General features: G+C 70.0%; 13 protein-coding genes. 7 read left to right on the forward strand and 6 right to left on the reverse strand.

All coding sequences use genetic code 11. From position 1 onward, the window contains the following. The first annotated feature begins 64 nt into the window (after positions 1-64). Together Q9R13_RS15020 and Q9R13_RS15025 are read left to right on the forward strand one after the other, a co-directional pair. Positions 65-1438, forward strand: coding sequence for a cytochrome P450 (locus Q9R13_RS15020; RefSeq protein ID WP_310961981.1), 1374 nt, complete (start codon positions 65-67; stop codon positions 1436-1438). Between the two features lie 42 nt (positions 1439-1480). Beyond that, positions 1481-1708: an SCO4848 family membrane protein gene (locus Q9R13_RS15025; protein ID WP_310961982.1), complete on the forward strand. Its 228-nt coding sequence runs from the start codon at positions 1481-1483 to the stop codon at positions 1706-1708. Here Q9R13_RS15025 and Q9R13_RS15030 read toward each other — a convergent pair. The 5 genes from Q9R13_RS15030 to Q9R13_RS15050 form a co-directional block, all read right to left on the reverse strand. Then, a complete protein-coding gene (locus tag Q9R13_RS15030) occupies positions 1701-2831 on the reverse strand; it encodes a sulfotransferase family protein (RefSeq protein WP_310961983.1) in 1131 nt (376 codons plus the stop codon). The two genes, Q9R13_RS15025 and Q9R13_RS15030, sit on opposite strands and share 8 nt — an antisense overlap. Next, a complete protein-coding gene (locus Q9R13_RS15035; RefSeq protein ID WP_310961984.1) occupies positions 2818-3603 on the reverse strand; it encodes an SDR family oxidoreductase in 786 nt (261 codons plus the stop codon). Before Q9R13_RS15035 ends, Q9R13_RS15030 begins: the two co-directional genes overlap by 14 nt. Positions 3604-4401: 798 nt before the next feature. Continuing rightward, positions 4402-5295, reverse strand: coding sequence for an alpha/beta fold hydrolase (locus Q9R13_RS15040; protein ID WP_310961985.1), 894 nt, complete (start codon positions 5293-5295; stop codon positions 4402-4404). 42 nt (positions 5296-5337) lie between these two features. Continuing rightward, positions 5338-6510 carry a hypothetical protein gene (locus tag Q9R13_RS15045; protein ID WP_310961986.1) on the reverse strand — a complete coding sequence of 391 codons (1173 nt, stop codon included), beginning with the start codon at positions 6508-6510 and terminating at the stop codon, positions 5338-5340. A gap of 2 nt (positions 6511-6512) precedes the next feature. Then, complete coding sequence (locus Q9R13_RS15050; protein WP_310961987.1) at positions 6513-7388, reverse strand: TIGR03619 family F420-dependent LLM class oxidoreductase; 876 nt, start codon at positions 7386-7388, stop codon at positions 6513-6515. Between the two features lie 46 nt (positions 7389-7434). On the opposite strand from Q9R13_RS15050, the gene Q9R13_RS15055 reads away from it, so the two are divergent. Next, positions 7435-7851 (forward strand): nuclear transport factor 2 family protein, encoded by a 417-nt coding sequence (locus tag Q9R13_RS15055; RefSeq protein ID WP_310961988.1) that lies wholly within the window; start codon positions 7435-7437, stop codon positions 7849-7851. 10 nt (positions 7852-7861) lie between these two features. Next, entirely contained in the window at positions 7862-8326 is a 465-nt protein-coding gene (locus tag Q9R13_RS15060) for a nitroreductase family deazaflavin-dependent oxidoreductase (RefSeq protein ID WP_310961989.1), read from the forward strand. Positions 8327-8346: 20 nt separating this feature from the next. Here the strand turns inward: Q9R13_RS15060 and Q9R13_RS15065 are convergent, their stop codons facing one another. Then, positions 8347-8775, reverse strand: coding sequence for an organic hydroperoxide resistance protein (locus Q9R13_RS15065; protein ID WP_310961990.1), 429 nt, complete (start codon positions 8773-8775; stop codon positions 8347-8349). Positions 8776-8876: 101 nt separating this feature from the next. Between Q9R13_RS15065 and Q9R13_RS15070 the strand changes: the two genes are divergently transcribed. The 3 genes from Q9R13_RS15070 to Q9R13_RS15080 all read left to right on the forward strand — a co-directional run bounded on the left by Q9R13_RS15070 (position 8877) and on the right by Q9R13_RS15080 (position 13698). Continuing rightward, entirely contained in the window at positions 8877-9428 is a 552-nt protein-coding gene (locus Q9R13_RS15070; protein WP_310961991.1) for a hypothetical protein, read from the forward strand. Positions 9429-9592: 164 nt separating this feature from the next. Then, a complete protein-coding gene (locus tag Q9R13_RS15075) occupies positions 9593-12442 on the forward strand; it encodes a hypothetical protein (RefSeq protein ID WP_310961992.1) in 2850 nt (949 codons plus the stop codon). Next, positions 12439-13698: a type 1 periplasmic-binding domain-containing protein gene (locus tag Q9R13_RS15080; protein WP_310961993.1), complete on the forward strand. Its 1260-nt coding sequence runs from the start codon at positions 12439-12441 to the stop codon at positions 13696-13698. Before Q9R13_RS15075 ends, Q9R13_RS15080 begins: the two co-directional genes overlap by 4 nt. Positions 13699-13700 lie beyond the last annotated feature (2 nt).

Raw genomic sequence — 13700 nt, forward strand, 5'->3', positions numbered from 1 at the left:
GGGTTCAACAAGGGCCGCCGTACTCGTAGTATGGACGCCGCGGGGGATGAGCCGAGGAGGGTCGATGACCACGACCGAGGAACGCATGGCGCGGATGGCGCTGCCCGTCGCGACCCAACGGCGAGCGGCCGTCGATCCCAGCACGCTGCCGCCGGGGCCCGGCTGGCCCACCATCCTGCAGAGCATCGGCCTGCTCCGGTTCCGGCACGCGTTCATCCCCTGGATGCACCGCAGGTACGGCGACACCTTCACGATCCGGGTGCTGCCACAGCGCCGCTACGTGGTGGTCTTCCACCGTCCCGAGCACGTCAAGGAGATCTTCGCCGGCGACCCGGAGGTCTTCCACGCAGGCAAGGGCAACGCGATCCTGGGGCCGGTGATGGGCGAGCACTCCCTGCTCCTGGTCGACAGTGCGCAGCACAAGCGCGCCCGCAAGATGCTGATGCCCGCGTTCAACGCCAGCGCGATCCGCAGCTACCGCTCGGTGGTGACCGGGCTGGCCAAGGCGGAGGTGGCGAGCTGGCGTGAAGGGGTGCCGTTCGCCTCTCTGGAGCGGATGAACGCGCTGACCCTCGAGGTGATCCTCCAGGTGGTCTTCGGGGTGACCGACGAGCGCCGCCTCGGTGAGCTGCGGCCGTTGGTCAACCGCACCGTCAATGTCAGCCCGGCCGTCTTCCTCGGCTACAACTTCGCCCGGCTGCAGAAGCTTGGGCCGTGGCGCCGGGCGATCGAGAACCAGGTCGAGCTCGACCGGGTGATCCACGCCGAGATCACCGACCGCCGCACTCGTACCGACCTCGACGAGCGCTCGGACGTGCTCTCCCGGCTGCTCCTGGTGCGCGACGAGACCACCGGCGAGGGCCTGGCCGACGATGAGCTCCGTGACCAGCTGGTGACGCTGCTGCTCGCCGGCCACGAGACCACCGCGACGGCGCTGTCGTGGGCACTGCACGAGATCGGCAAGGACGCGGCGGTGGCCCAGCGGGCGCGGCAAGCCGCCAGCGAGGGCGACGACGAGCACCTCGAGGCGGTGCTCAAGGAGGCGATGCGGCTGCATCCGGTGATCCCGATGGTGGTGCGCCACCTGATGGCACCGGCGACCGTGGCCGGCATCGACCTCCCGCGCGGGGCCAACGTCGCCGCGTCGATCATCCTCGCCCACGAGAGCGAGGAGAGCCACCCCGACCACCTCGCCTTCCGGCCCGAGCGGTTCCTCGAGGGCGAGGTGCACCCGAACACCTGGATCCCCTTCGGCGGCGGTGTGCGACGCTGCATCGGCGCCGGCTTCTCGCTGATGGAGGGGGTGGCCGTGCTGCGCGAGGTGCTCACCACGTACGACGTCACGCTGCCGGCCGGCGAGCCCGCCGAGCGACCCAAGGTCCGCAACATCACCAGCGTCCCGCGCCGGGGCGCGCGCATCGTCGTACGCCGTCGCTGACCGCCCCGGCGTCGCCGAACAGGCCCCTCGTAGGCTCCTCGTGTGAAGCTCGAACGCAAGCACGCGCTCTTCCTGCTGGCCGTGGGCGTCTGGAACTGGCTGACCTATGCCCGGTTCACCAAGGCGCTGATCGACACGCCGGAGGACCGCCCCACCGGCTACTACGTCGCGCACTCGATCCTGATCGTGGTCAACGTGGTGATCGGCGGCGTCCTCGGCGCCTGGGGCATCAAGGCGCTCCGCGGCAGGACCCGCGACCAGCTCAGCTGAGCCGCTCGCGCACCTGGCCGTCGGTGAGGCCGAAGTCGGCCAGGGCGTAGGAGTGTCGCGGCGCCCGGACGCCCGAGCGGGAGGCGACAAGCTCGGCCTCGATCGCGGCGCGGACCGAGTCGCCCCACGGCAGTCCTGCGGCGGCGTACAGCCCCTGCACGGTGCCGACCGGGTCGGTCATGAGGTCGGCGTAGGCGACGTCGACGAACGCGCCGGGTCGCTCGCTCCGCGTCCTGAGGTAGGCCTCGTGCTCGCGGACGAGGAGGTCGAGCTGGGTGCGACCGATGGCGTCGCCGACGAATGCGGTCGAGGTGCCGCGGGTCGATGCCTCGGCCAACGAGCACATCGAGGCCACACAGGTCACCGGGTCACGGTGGGTGACCACCACCACGGCATCGGGATAGACGTCGAGCAGTGCGTCCAGGGCCATCAAGTGGCTCGGGTTCTTCAGGATCCAGCGCTTCTCCGCGTCGTTGAGGCCGATCAGCTGCAGCAGTCGGCGGTGCCGCCGGTAGGCCGGCGCCCAGTCGGCCCCCTGCAGCCACTCCGAGTACGCCGGCACCAGCGCCTGGGTCTCGAACGCCGCCGACGTCCCGACCTGCTGGAGCAGCCGCCAGCACTCCTCGTGGCTGGCCGCGTCGGAGTAGTGCAGCCCGGCGAGCTCGGGATGGGCCTCGTGGAACGCGTGGTAGCCCGTCTGCATCGCGGTGAAGATCGGGTCATCGTCCCAGCGCTCCCGCGGTGGCCGGGGCTGCGGCAGGTCGGCGAGCCACTGCTCCAGCCCCTGGTGTGCCGGGTCGGCGGTGAGCAGTCGCTGCAGCAGCGTCGTACCCGACCGGGGCAGGCCGGTGACCACGACCGGCCGCTCGACGGGCACCTGAGCACTGGTCGGGTTCGCTGCGAAGCCCTGCTCGGCCATCAACCGCGCGACCAGCAGCCCTTTCAGGCCGCCGCGCGCCCGGTGGTTGCCCGCGGGGGTGAGGCCGGCGGCCCCGCGGTAGTCCTCGAGCAGGACTCGCAGCCCCTCCTCGTGCTGGTCGCCGCCGAAGTCGGAGAGCCCGGTGGCCCGGACGGCGGCGGTGACGATCTCGTCGTAGCTGCCGACCGACTCACGCTCCCGCATGGAACTCCCCGCAGTCGACGTTGAGGATCTGACCGGTCACCGCGGAGGCCAGGTCGGAGGCGAGGAACAGGGTCGCCCGGGCCACCTCGTCGGGTGTGGCGAGCCGCTTCAGGTCGGTGGGCTCGGCCTTCTGCCGGTAGATCTCCTCGTGGGTGGTGCCGGCCTCCTGCGCCAACCAGTCGAAGTAGGCCTTGTTGACGTCCTCGTAGATGTACGACGGCGCCACGCTGTTCACCCGGATCCCGCGTGGACCCAGCTCGGTGGCCAGCGAGGAGGCCAGGTGGGCCAGGGTGCCCTTGGACAGCTTGTAGCCGGCGTACTCCGGCTGGGAGCTGTAGATGACGCAGGAGTTGACCATGATGATCGACCCCCGCGCCTCGGCGAGGGCGTCGGCGAAGATCGAGGACAGCCGCAACGGCGCGAACACGTTGGTCTCCTGCGCAGTGCGCAGCGCGTCGAGCCCGAGCGTGCTGATCGGATCCATCGGCGGGATGCCGAACGCGTTGTTGACCAGGCAGTCGACGCGACCGAACTCCTCCAGCGCCGCGTCGAGGAGATGCCGGCGCGCGTCCTCGTCGGTGATGTCGGTGGGGACGACCAGGGCCCGGCGCCCGTGGCCTTCGACCACCTCGGCCATCCTGCGCAGCCGCTTCTCGGTCCGCGAGGCGAGGACCAGGTCGGCGCCCATCCGGGCGGCCTCCTCGCCGAGGGCGCGGCCCAGCCCCGGTCCGACCCCGGACAGCACGATGACCTTGTCCCGCAGCAGCTCCATGGACGCACACACTAGAACGTGTTTCAGTTTGCGTCGAGCCCCGCTTCTGGCTCAGCGGGGGAGGTGGGCGACCAGCTCCTCGACCATCTCGGGGAACTTCGCGACCACGATCCGTCGAGCCGGGCACCACTCGCTCAGCGGGGGAGGTGTGCGACCAGCTCCTCGACCATCTCGGGGAACTTCGCGACCACGATCCGTCGAGCCGGGCACCACTCGCTCAGCGGGGGAGGTGGGCGACCAGCTCCTCGACCATCTCGGGGAACTTCGCGACCACGATCCGTCGAGCCGGGCACCACTCGCTCAGCGGGGGAGGTGGGCGACCAGCTCCTCGATCATCTCGGGGAACTTCGCGACCACGATCCGTCGAGCCGGGCACCACTCGCTCAGCGGGGGAGGTGTGCGACCGGCTCCTCGATCATCTCGGGGAACTTCGCGACCACGATCCGTCGAGCCGGGCACCACTCGCTCAGCGGGGGAGGTGTGCGACCGGCTCCTCGATCATCTCGGGGAACTTCGCGACCACGATCCGTCGAGCCGGGCACCACTCGCTCAGCGGGGGAGGTGGGCGACCAGCTCCTCGACCATCTCGGGGAACTTCGCGACCACGATCCGTCGAGCCGGGCACCACTCGCTCAGCGGGGGAGGTGGGCGACCAGCTCCTCGACCATCTCGGGGAACTTCGCGACCACGATCCGTCGAGCCGGGCACCACTCGCTCAGCGGGGGAGGTGTGCGACCAACTCCTCGATCATCTCGGGGAACTTCGCGACCACGATCCGTCGAGCCGGGCACCACTCGCTCAGCGGGGGAGGTGTGCGACCAGCTCCTCGATCATCTCGGGGAACTTCGCGACCACGATCGAGAGGTGACCCTCGCCCTGCTCGAGGTGCGGCACCACGCCGGGAAGGTGCTCGGCGAGCCACTGTCCGTGGTGGAACGGCACCATCAGGTCCTCGGTGCCCTGCCAGAGGTAGGTCGGCACCGCGAGGTCGTCGAGCTCGAATCCCCAGTGCCTGGTGAAGGCCAGGTCGTCGTCGAGCCAGCCGTACACCTCCTCGACGCCGCCCTGGAGGTTGCGGATCAGGTCCTCGCCGACCTCACCGGTGAGCACCGCACGGTCGACCTCGGGGAGCAGCGTGTCCAGGGTGCGGAGGACGCTGTCGGCGTCGCCGGCGATGATGCCCTCGCGGTGGGACAGCAGGAACGGCATCAGCGCATCCTCGCCTTGCAGGGCCAAGGTGAACTCCTCGACGTTGTCGGCCCCCATGCCCTCGAGGAAGTCGTCCTGGCCGGCGTACGGCTTGACGCAGCAGACCGCGAGCACGGCGAGCACCCGGTCGGGCAGCCCGGCGCCGGTCGCCAGGGCATGCGGACCGCCGCCGGACCCGCCGCCGGTGAGGATCTTGTCCGCGCCGAGGTGGTCGGCGATGGCGGCGACGTCCTCCGCGATCGACGCCACCGTGCGGCCCGGGTTGCGACTCGACCCGGCGGCGCCGGCGCGTGAGTAGGAGACGTAGCGCAGGCCGTGCTCGACCAGCACCCGGGTCTTGTCCGGGGGCTGGTAGTTGCAGCCCGGAGTGCCGTGGTGCCACACGAACGGGATGCCGTCCTCCGGCCCGGAGACCCGGACGTCGAGGACCCGGCCGTCCGGAAGGTCGAGCGCGATGCGCTGGGCAGTCTGCTGGGCATTCATGGTCCCGATCATGGCACCGCGACCCGAAGGGTCGTCAGCGGCTCAGCTGATCATCCGGCGCGCGATCCCGACCTGACGGGCCTCGATGCGGGCGGCGTACTCCGTCGGCGTGACGCGCTGGGCCGCGAGCTCGGGAACCCGGACAGCCAGCTCGTCGAACGCGACGACCTCCACCTGCGGCCCGTCCGACGCGCTCAGGTCGCGCGCCAGTCGCTGCCAGCGCAGCATCATCACGCCCTGGGGGTGGCCGGTGAGCTCTAGCCAGTTCGCGATCCCGGGATCCCGTTCGCTGATCACATAGCGCAGCAGGCCGTCCGCGTCGATGTGGGACTGGGCGCGGGTCAGGGAGGTCTGGTGGTGTTCGTAGTCGGTGGAGACGTACCAGCGGGACCCGACCTGGATGGCCTGGTACGGCGTGGCCTCGCACACCGGCACGGTGACGACCATCGCCTGGTCGTCCGTCAGGTCGTAGTGGCCGATCGAGCTGAACTGCGAGGCCAGTCCGCCGGGTGTCGACGCGGGCACGGTGAGCGTGTTGACGGGCTCCTTGTAGGTGAACCAATCGGGAAAGGCGAACCAGGTCTTGATCCGGCCCACGAGCATCTTCGCGGCCACGCCGTAGCGCTTCTCGACGCGAGCGGTCTCCCGTGGCCCGCGGGGGATGCCCGCGGTGTCGAGCCGCTGGATCCGGATCTGGCCGCGCTGCTCGGCGTTCCAGTCGTCGTACACCTCGCGGATGATCAGCGTGCTGCCCCTGCCCAGCTCCAGCTCGGGGCCGAACCGCCACTCGAAGGTCCCGTCCGCGGCGATCCGTCCACCGTGGCGGGCGAGCTCCCGGTCATCGAAGGCGGCGACCGTGGCCGGGAAGCCCTCGGCGGAGTAGGTGCCGGACATCACCTGGAAGGAGAGGTCCACGGTGGTTCCGCGGGTCCCGGAGACGACGTACGACGCTCCCGGCGCGAGGTAGGCGTTGAAGTAGACCGCGTCCGGGTTGTCCAGCCCCTGCCGGGAGTACTGATGGGTCGGGTTGATCAGCACCGGGTACTCGAGGTCGTAGTCGAACGCCATCTGCAGCGACGAGCGGATCGACCCGGCCAGGTAGTCCAGTCCCTCGGCCAGGTCCTGCTCGCTGATCGGGAACGGAGGGTTGCGGATCAGCGCCTCGGCCTCGGCGATCGCGTCGCGGAACGCTGCGGTCGCGTCGGACTCCGCCATGCTCAGCCCCCGGTCCGTGCGATGACGTTCTCCGCGAAGGACTCCAGGTGCCGGACCTTGTCCGCCAGCGGCTCGGTGTCCGGACCCTTGATGTAGGGGACTCGGAAGCCGACGATGCAGTCCGTGACCCCCTTGTCCTCGAGCCGTTTGACCCCGTCGGGGGAGTAGGCGTCCATCGAGATCACGTGGATCTCGAACGGTCGCGACTCGACGCCCTCCTCGCGACGGATCGTGGCGAGCCGGTCCAGAAGCACGTCGAGGTCGTCGGGTCCGCCGCCGTGCATCCAGCCGTCGCCCCGGCGTACGGCGCGCCGCAGCGCGGCATCGGAGTGCCCGCCGACCAGGATCGGGACTGGTTCGGTCGGTGCCGGAGTCTGCTTCATCGCCGGGATGTCGTAGAACTCGCCCTGGTAGGAGAAGTACTCCCCGGTGGTCAGCCCGCGCACGATGTCGATGCACTCGTCCATCCGCTTGCCCCGCCGGGCCCACGGCACACCGAGCGCGGTGAAGTCCTCGGGCCACGGTGAGAGCCCGACCCCGAGCCCGAGCCGGTTGCCCGAGAGCCACGCGATCGAGCCGACCTGCTTGGCGACCAGCACCGGCGGCCGCACCGGCAGCTTGAGCACGAACGGGGTGAACCGCAGGGTCTCCGTCACCGCAGCGAGGTGGGTGACCAGGGTGAGGGCCTCGATGAACGGCTTGTCCTCGAGGAACTCCCGGTCGCCGGTCTCGGTGTAGGGGTAGGAGGTGTCGGACTCACGCGGATAGATCAGCGAGTCCGCGATCGTCATCGAGGTGTAGCCCGCCGCCTCGGCGGCCTGGGCCAGGGGTGCGTAGTACGCAGCGTCGGTCATGGCCTCCGCATAGGTGAACCGCATGGCCAGACGCTAGCCCAGAACTGGAACGCGTTCTAGTCTGGGGTGCATGAACCTGGGCGAGCTGTCGGACCGGCAGGAGATCACCGACCTGATCACCCGTTACACCCGGGCGGTCGACACCGCGGACTGGGACGGCATCGACGGGGTGTTCACCCCCGACGCGGTCCTCGACTACCGGCCCAGCGGCGGGCCGATGACGACCCGTGACGAGGCCAAGGCGTTCATCCGCAACCTCGAGGGGTTCGATCGGTGGCAGCACCTGATCGGCCAGGTCGCGATCGAGCTGCGCGGTGACGAGGCCTCGGCGACGGCGTACTTCACCAATCCGATGGTCTCCCGGGGGCCGGACGGCGTGGAGAGGCTGTGGGAGGTCGGCGGCTACTACCATCATGAGCTGGTGCGTACGCCGGCCGGTTGGCGGTCGGTGAAGATGGTCGATGACCTCGTGTGGACAAGGACCTGAGGACCAGCCGATGAAGAGCAAGCCCAAGGGCCTGGACAGCAAGGCGACGAAGGTCCTGCTGAAGTACCTGTCGAGGGCCAACGTCGCGGTCTTCAAGGCCAGCAACGGCAGGCTGCTGGGCAGCTTCCCCTTCCAGGGCAAGCACGTGCCGATCTGCGTGCTGCGGCACACCGGCCGCAGGACCGGCCAGCAGCGCGAGACGCCGCTGATCTACCTGGCCGACGAGGACCGGCTCGTGCTCGTCGCCAGCCAGGGCGGCCGGCCGACCGATCCGGCGTGGTACCTCAACATCAGCGCGAACCCCGACGTCGAGGTCCTCACCAGGCAGGGGCGCCGGTCGATGCGGGCGCGTACGGCGGACGCCGACGAACGCGCAGCGCTGTGGCCGCGGCTGGTCGAGCACTACCCCGACTACGCCCAGTACCAGTCATGGTGCCCGCGCGAGATCCCGGTCGTGGTGCTCGATCCCCGCTGAGACTGCAGGATCGGTGGGGGTCAGGCCGGCTCGCCCCTCAGGGTGACGTCGATGTTGCCGCGGGTGGCCTTGGAGTAGGGGCACACCTCGTGTGCCTTCTCGGTGAGCCGCTGGGCCTGCTCGGCGTCGACCCCCGGGATCCTCGCCACCAGCGACACGGCCAGCCCGAAGCCGCTGTCGGTCTTGCCGAAGGTGACGTCGGCGGTGACCGTGGACTCGCTGGTGTCCAGGCCCTCCTGACCGGCGACCAGGTTGAGCGCGCCGTTGAAGCAGGCGGCGTACCCGGCGGCGAAGAGCGTCTCGGGGTTGGCGACCGGATTCGACCGGCTTCCCGGCTTGCCGAGGTCGAGGTCGACCACACCGTCCTCGGAGCTGACGTGGCCGCTGCGGCCGCCTTGGGCGGTCGCGGCGATCGTGTAGAGCGTCTCGTTCACGGACTCGAGTGGCATCTGGCCTCCAGTGCTGGGTGGGACGGGTCACCCCCAGCCTTCGCCGCCCGCGGCTCGGACGCAAGGCTGCCGGTTCCGTTCCTCTGGCTACTCTCGTATGCGTGAACGACGACAGGTCGGACGAGATCAGCTCGGTACTCCTCAAGGGCCTGGGCCTTCTGGTGTGCTTCGCGCTGGTGGTCGCGATCGGCACCTGGCTGGTCGTTCGAGTCCTCGGGCTCAACGCTGACGGCGACGGCGGCAGCGAACTCGCGCAACCGGTGCCGGTGACGCCGCTGCCGACGACCGCCCTGGCGGCCCCGCACGACAAGAGCGCCCGCGGCAAGCAGCACCACCACGGCCGTTCCGGTGCCAACGCGTCCGGTCGGGCGGACCTGAGGGCCAAGGGTCTGCACCTCTCGATGACGCCGCTGTCGGCCCACCCGGACGAGAGACTGAACATCACCGGCACCTACGCCGGGCACGACAACATCTCCCTGCAGGTCCAGCGGCTCGAGGACGGCACCTGGTCGGACTTCCCGACCCAGGCGCAGGTCAGCATGGGCACCTTCCAGACCTACGTGATGACCACCCGCACCGGGCCGAACCGGTTCCGTGTCTTCGACCCGACGGTCGACAAGGCATCGAACGTGGTGACCGTGACCATCCGCTGACGGACTCGTTGGCGGATCCGCGGGAGGCGCCGAGGGATCGGTCGAGGCACCTCCCGCCGTGCGGGTGCGGCCGTTCTCAGGTAATCTCGGTGCGCCCTCATGGGCAGGACAGACCGATTTCGGGGGACGACCGCTGCCGTGGTCGGACCGGTTTGCGAGGAATGATGAACAACGGACGCCGCCGCGGCACCGCTCGGACGACGACACGCAAGGCACTCATCGGGGCCGGCCTCGCCGGCGCCATGGTCGCCGCGGGTGTCGTGGTCACCCAGGCAGCAGCCGACTCACCACCGCAGCGCGTGCTGCAGTCGGTCAACGTCGACCTGGGCACGGACGGCACGCTCTACGGCATCACCGGGGTCGACGTCGCCAAGGTGGACGGCAGCGAGCCGACCACGAAGGACGCGACCTACGACCCGTCGAAGACCGCGTCACAGCTGCCTGTCCGGGTGCTCACCTCCTACCACGCCGGCGACCGGACGGGCACGAACCTGGCCGACCTCAAGGACTACAAGGGCCCGGTGCGCATCGATGTCACGGTGCAGAACACCACCATGCGCCCCGAGCGTCTGACCTACGACGTCAACGGCGCGAGCCAGCACGCCTACGCCCTCGTCGGAGTGCCGATGACGGTCGTCGCCTCGGCGAACCTCGGCAAGGACAACGTCGGCAAGATCGTCACCCACTCCGACGACGGTGGTCAGGTCACCAATGGGGTGCTCAGCCAGGACCGCTCCGGCAACGCCCAGGTGCAATGGGCCGCCCTGCTGGCCCCGCCGCAGCTCGCGCCCAGCACGACCTTCACGCTGGTCGAGAACGCCACCAAGTTCCAGATGCCCGACCTCGACATCAGCGTCCAGCCGGGTCTGTCCGCCGACACCTCGATCCGGTCGCTGATGCAGGCCGCGTTCAGCGAGGACGGCTCCAGCCAGCTGAAGCTCGAGACCCAGACCATCAACCTCGTCGGTCAGGTCACCCAGGTGCTCGCCGCGGCGGGCCACCAACTCGGCGAGGTGCAGCGCCAGCTGCACTACTCCGCCGGCACGCTCGGCAGCCGCACCATCGGCGACCTGACGTCGGGCACCCAGACCGTGGCATCGTCCACCAAGGCGCTGGCCGGCCAGCTCAAGGCGCTCCAGACCAGCCTCGGAGACGCGCTCAAGGGCACCCAACAGACCGCGGTCAGCCAACTGCAGGCCAGCGTCGACAAGGTCGGCAAGCTGCTCGGGAACACCTCGGCCCAACCTGCGACCGCCCGCCTCTCGGGGCCCGGCTGCGCCGCGCGGGTGCAGGCCACCAAGGGCGACCACACCGTCTACGGCCAGCTGAACCGGATGATCAGCCTGCTCAAGGGCCTCTCGGGCGCCACCGGTGGCTGCAGCGGCGCGATCCAGGCCGCGCTGCTCAAGACCGTCGGCACCGTCGACGCCCGCGGCAACGCGGTGTGCCCGACCGGGAGCACCAGTGCCATCTGCGCGATCAACGGCGCGGCCAGCAAGCTCGACGGACTGGTCTCGGGGTTGGGCACCAACCTCACCACCGCGCAGACGACGCTGACCGGTCTGCCGGTCGCTGACGCCGTCAGCGTGCTCACCGACCTCGGGACCGCGGTCACCACGCTGCAGACCGACGCGAAGGCGGCGCTGGACAAGAAGAACCAGACGAACGGCAAGTCCAACCTGTTCTTCGTCGAGATGCAGCTCGACAACCAGCTGACAGCCCTGCAGGGCCTGATCAGTGGCAGCCCGCTGCAGGCGAGCACCCTGGGCCAGCACGGCGACCTGATGACGGCGCTCGACGCCATCAAGACGACCGCCCAGGCCAACGCCTCCGCGATCGGCACGGCCGGCACCACCGGCAAGGCGACCTCCCAGGACGAGGTCACCGCCCTCCAGCAGCAGGTCTGTGCCCTGGCCGCGGAGCAGGACGCCAACGGTGACCCGCTCGTCGACTATGACAAGGACATCAAGCCGCTGCTGCAGCTGACCAACGGTCACGCCTGCAACGCGGCGGATCCCGCGCCGGGTGGTCCGAACGACTTCGGCGGGAAGTCGCTGGCCGACCAGTTCACCGCCCAGGCCGCCGCATGGAGCGGCATCGCCACCAAGGTCGACACCGCAGAGACCGCGGTCAGCGACCTGTCCACGAAGCTGCAGGACGTCCATGACCGGCTCGACACGTTGATCGGCGACCTCGACAGCTCGGGCTCGAACGTCGGAGGCAGCCTCAAGGGCATCCTCGACACGATCAACGGTCTCTACGACCCGGTATCGATCGACTGCAGCACCGACCCGAGCAGGTTGACCGACGACCTGGCCAAGGCGATCGCCTCGGTGAAGCAGATCCAGTGCCAGACCAACGGCGTGAACACCAAGCTGAGCACCGACTTCAGCGGCTTCGAGAAGAACGTCCAGACCTACCAGTCAGACGTGCACAAGCAGCTGGCAGTGGTCAACGACCAGCGCGTCTACAGCGACGACCAGATCAGCCGGCTGTTCGCTGCGGCCAGCGGGGGGCTGGACACCGCTGCGGGCACCATCCGTGCGGAGGGCAAGGCCTCGGTCGACCGCCAGAACGCCCGGCTGAAGAAGGAGTCCGTCGCGTTCGCCAAGACGCTGCAGAGCTCGGTCACGGGTGCGCTCAAGCAGATCGACTCGAGTGTGAACGCCTCCAACCGCGACCTGGCCTCCTCGGAGAAGCTGCTCAGAGGCGACCTGCGCAACGTGCTCGCCGACCTCGGCAGCCGCACCCGCGCGGGCAGCGGCCTGCTCGGCATCATGCAGGCCCAGGCCGCCCAGACGCGTACGTCGGCAGCTCGGCTCGGCCAGGCCGGCGCGCAGGCCAGTCAGTTCGGCAACGTGCGTGGCGCGGACCTGGGTGGCATCTTCCTGCAGCAGGCCCAGCTCCAGCGAGCCCTCGCGCTGCAGGCGAAGCTCCCGGCGTTCGCGACCACGCTGCCCGCGGGCAGCCAGCACGTCACCGTGTTCTCCTTCCACATGAGAGGCGTCCAGTGAACCGAGTCCTCGGTGCGGCCGCCCTGGCCGCAGCACTGGTGCTGCTCAGCGGCTGCGGATCGAGCAGCGGCGATCCGGTCCAGCCGACCGACGTCACGCTCGGCAGCCACCAGATACCCGACGACGTGCAGATCGGCCTGATCGTCACGCTGAAGTCCGCGCCCGGTCAGGGCGCCGAGTGGCTCAGCAGCGCAGCCGGCACCGAGGTGGCGACGTACCAGTACCACCTCGGCGGTCACCGGGTGACGCTCGACGTCGTCGACGACAAGGGCACCCGTTCCGGTGCGCGCAAGGCGGTGCAGACGCTGGTCGGTGAGGGTGTCAGCGGCATCGTCGCGGCCACCTCCGGTCAGCACCTGGTGGGGTCCCTCGACCAGGCGGCCGAGTCCGGCACCGCCGTGCTGCTGCCCTATCAGAGCAACCCGGCGGGCCTGCAGCGCAACGAGTGGCTGACCGGGCCCACCTCGACCCAGCTCGGCGCCACGATGGCCACGATGATCGCCGACAACGGTTGGCAGCACCCCCTGTTGGTGACCTCTGCCGGCCAGCGCGTCGACGGCCTGCCGAACGCGACAGTTCTCAAGGTCTCCTCGCACGCCCAGCCGGCCGCGGTGTTCCGCAAGATCCGAGCCGCCCGCACGTCCGAGGGCGTCGACATCGTGGTGCTCGCCGTCCCCGCCGACCTCCAGGCCGGGGTGGTGAAGGCGGTGCAGAGCGCCAAGCGCGACATCCCGATCCTGCTCGGCCGAGACGCGGTCAGCCCCACCTTCGCCGACACCCTGGTCAAGCTGGGTGGCAGCCTGGCGGGCCAGTTCACCACGGCCGGGCTGGACGCCGGCGACGTGACCGCGGTCGGCGCCGGTGCCTCCGGCGACCGCGCGGCGTCGTTCTTCTCGGCGCTCGGGCTCGCCTCGAGCGACGCGAACACCAAGGACCTGTTCGGGCAGGGGCCGTTCAGCGCCCAGGCCGGCTCCGCCGACATCGCGAGCCACGACGCCGTGGTGGCCCTCGTCGCCGCCGCCACCCAGGCCGGCAGCGCCGCCCCCGGCAAGGTGCTCGCCACTCTCGGCAAGCTCAGGGTCACCGGCAGCGCCGGGCTGGCCGGACCAGACCTCGACTTCACCCGCCAGAGCGCCGTCGCCGACTCCGACGTGCTCCCCATGCACGCCACCATGCAGGACCCCGGCGTCCGGCCCCCAGGTCTCGGCGACCCGACGCAGTTGTTCTGGTTCGCAGTGCCCGGTCCGCAGAGCTGAGC

Source organism: Nocardioides marmorisolisilvae (genome assembly GCF_031656915.1).
Classification (GTDB): Bacteria; Actinomycetota; Actinomycetes; order Propionibacteriales; family Nocardioidaceae; genus Marmoricola; species Marmoricola terrisoli.

What these genes read in the sequence shown, in the direction of transcription:
- Q9R13_RS15020 (WP_310961981.1), top strand. Translation starts at nt 65, where the DNA reads ATGACCACGACCGAGGAACGCATGGCGCGGATGGCGCTGCCCGTCGCG.
- Q9R13_RS15030 (WP_310961983.1), bottom strand. Translation starts at nt 2,831, where the DNA reads ATGCGGGAGCGTGAGTCGGTCGGCAGCTACGACGAGATCGTCACCGCC.
- Q9R13_RS15035 (WP_310961984.1), bottom strand. Translation starts at nt 3,603, where the DNA reads ATGGAGCTGCTGCGGGACAAGGTCATCGTGCTGTCCGGGGTCGGACCG.
- Q9R13_RS15040 (WP_310961985.1), bottom strand. Translation starts at nt 5,295, where the DNA reads ATGAATGCCCAGCAGACTGCCCAGCGCATCGCGCTCGACCTTCCGGAC.
- Q9R13_RS15045 (WP_310961986.1), bottom strand. Translation starts at nt 6,510, where the DNA reads ATGGCGGAGTCCGACGCGACCGCAGCGTTCCGCGACGCGATCGCCGAG.
- Q9R13_RS15050 (WP_310961987.1), bottom strand. Translation starts at nt 7,388, where the DNA reads ATGCGGTTCACCTATGCGGAGGCCATGACCGACGCTGCGTACTACGCA.
- Q9R13_RS15055 (WP_310961988.1), top strand. Translation starts at nt 7,435, where the DNA reads ATGAACCTGGGCGAGCTGTCGGACCGGCAGGAGATCACCGACCTGATC.
- Q9R13_RS15060 (WP_310961989.1), top strand. Translation starts at nt 7,862, where the DNA reads ATGAAGAGCAAGCCCAAGGGCCTGGACAGCAAGGCGACGAAGGTCCTG.
- Q9R13_RS15065 (WP_310961990.1), bottom strand. Translation starts at nt 8,775, where the DNA reads ATGCCACTCGAGTCCGTGAACGAGACGCTCTACACGATCGCCGCGACC.
- Q9R13_RS15075 (WP_310961992.1), top strand. Translation starts at nt 9,593, where the DNA reads ATGAACAACGGACGCCGCCGCGGCACCGCTCGGACGACGACACGCAAG.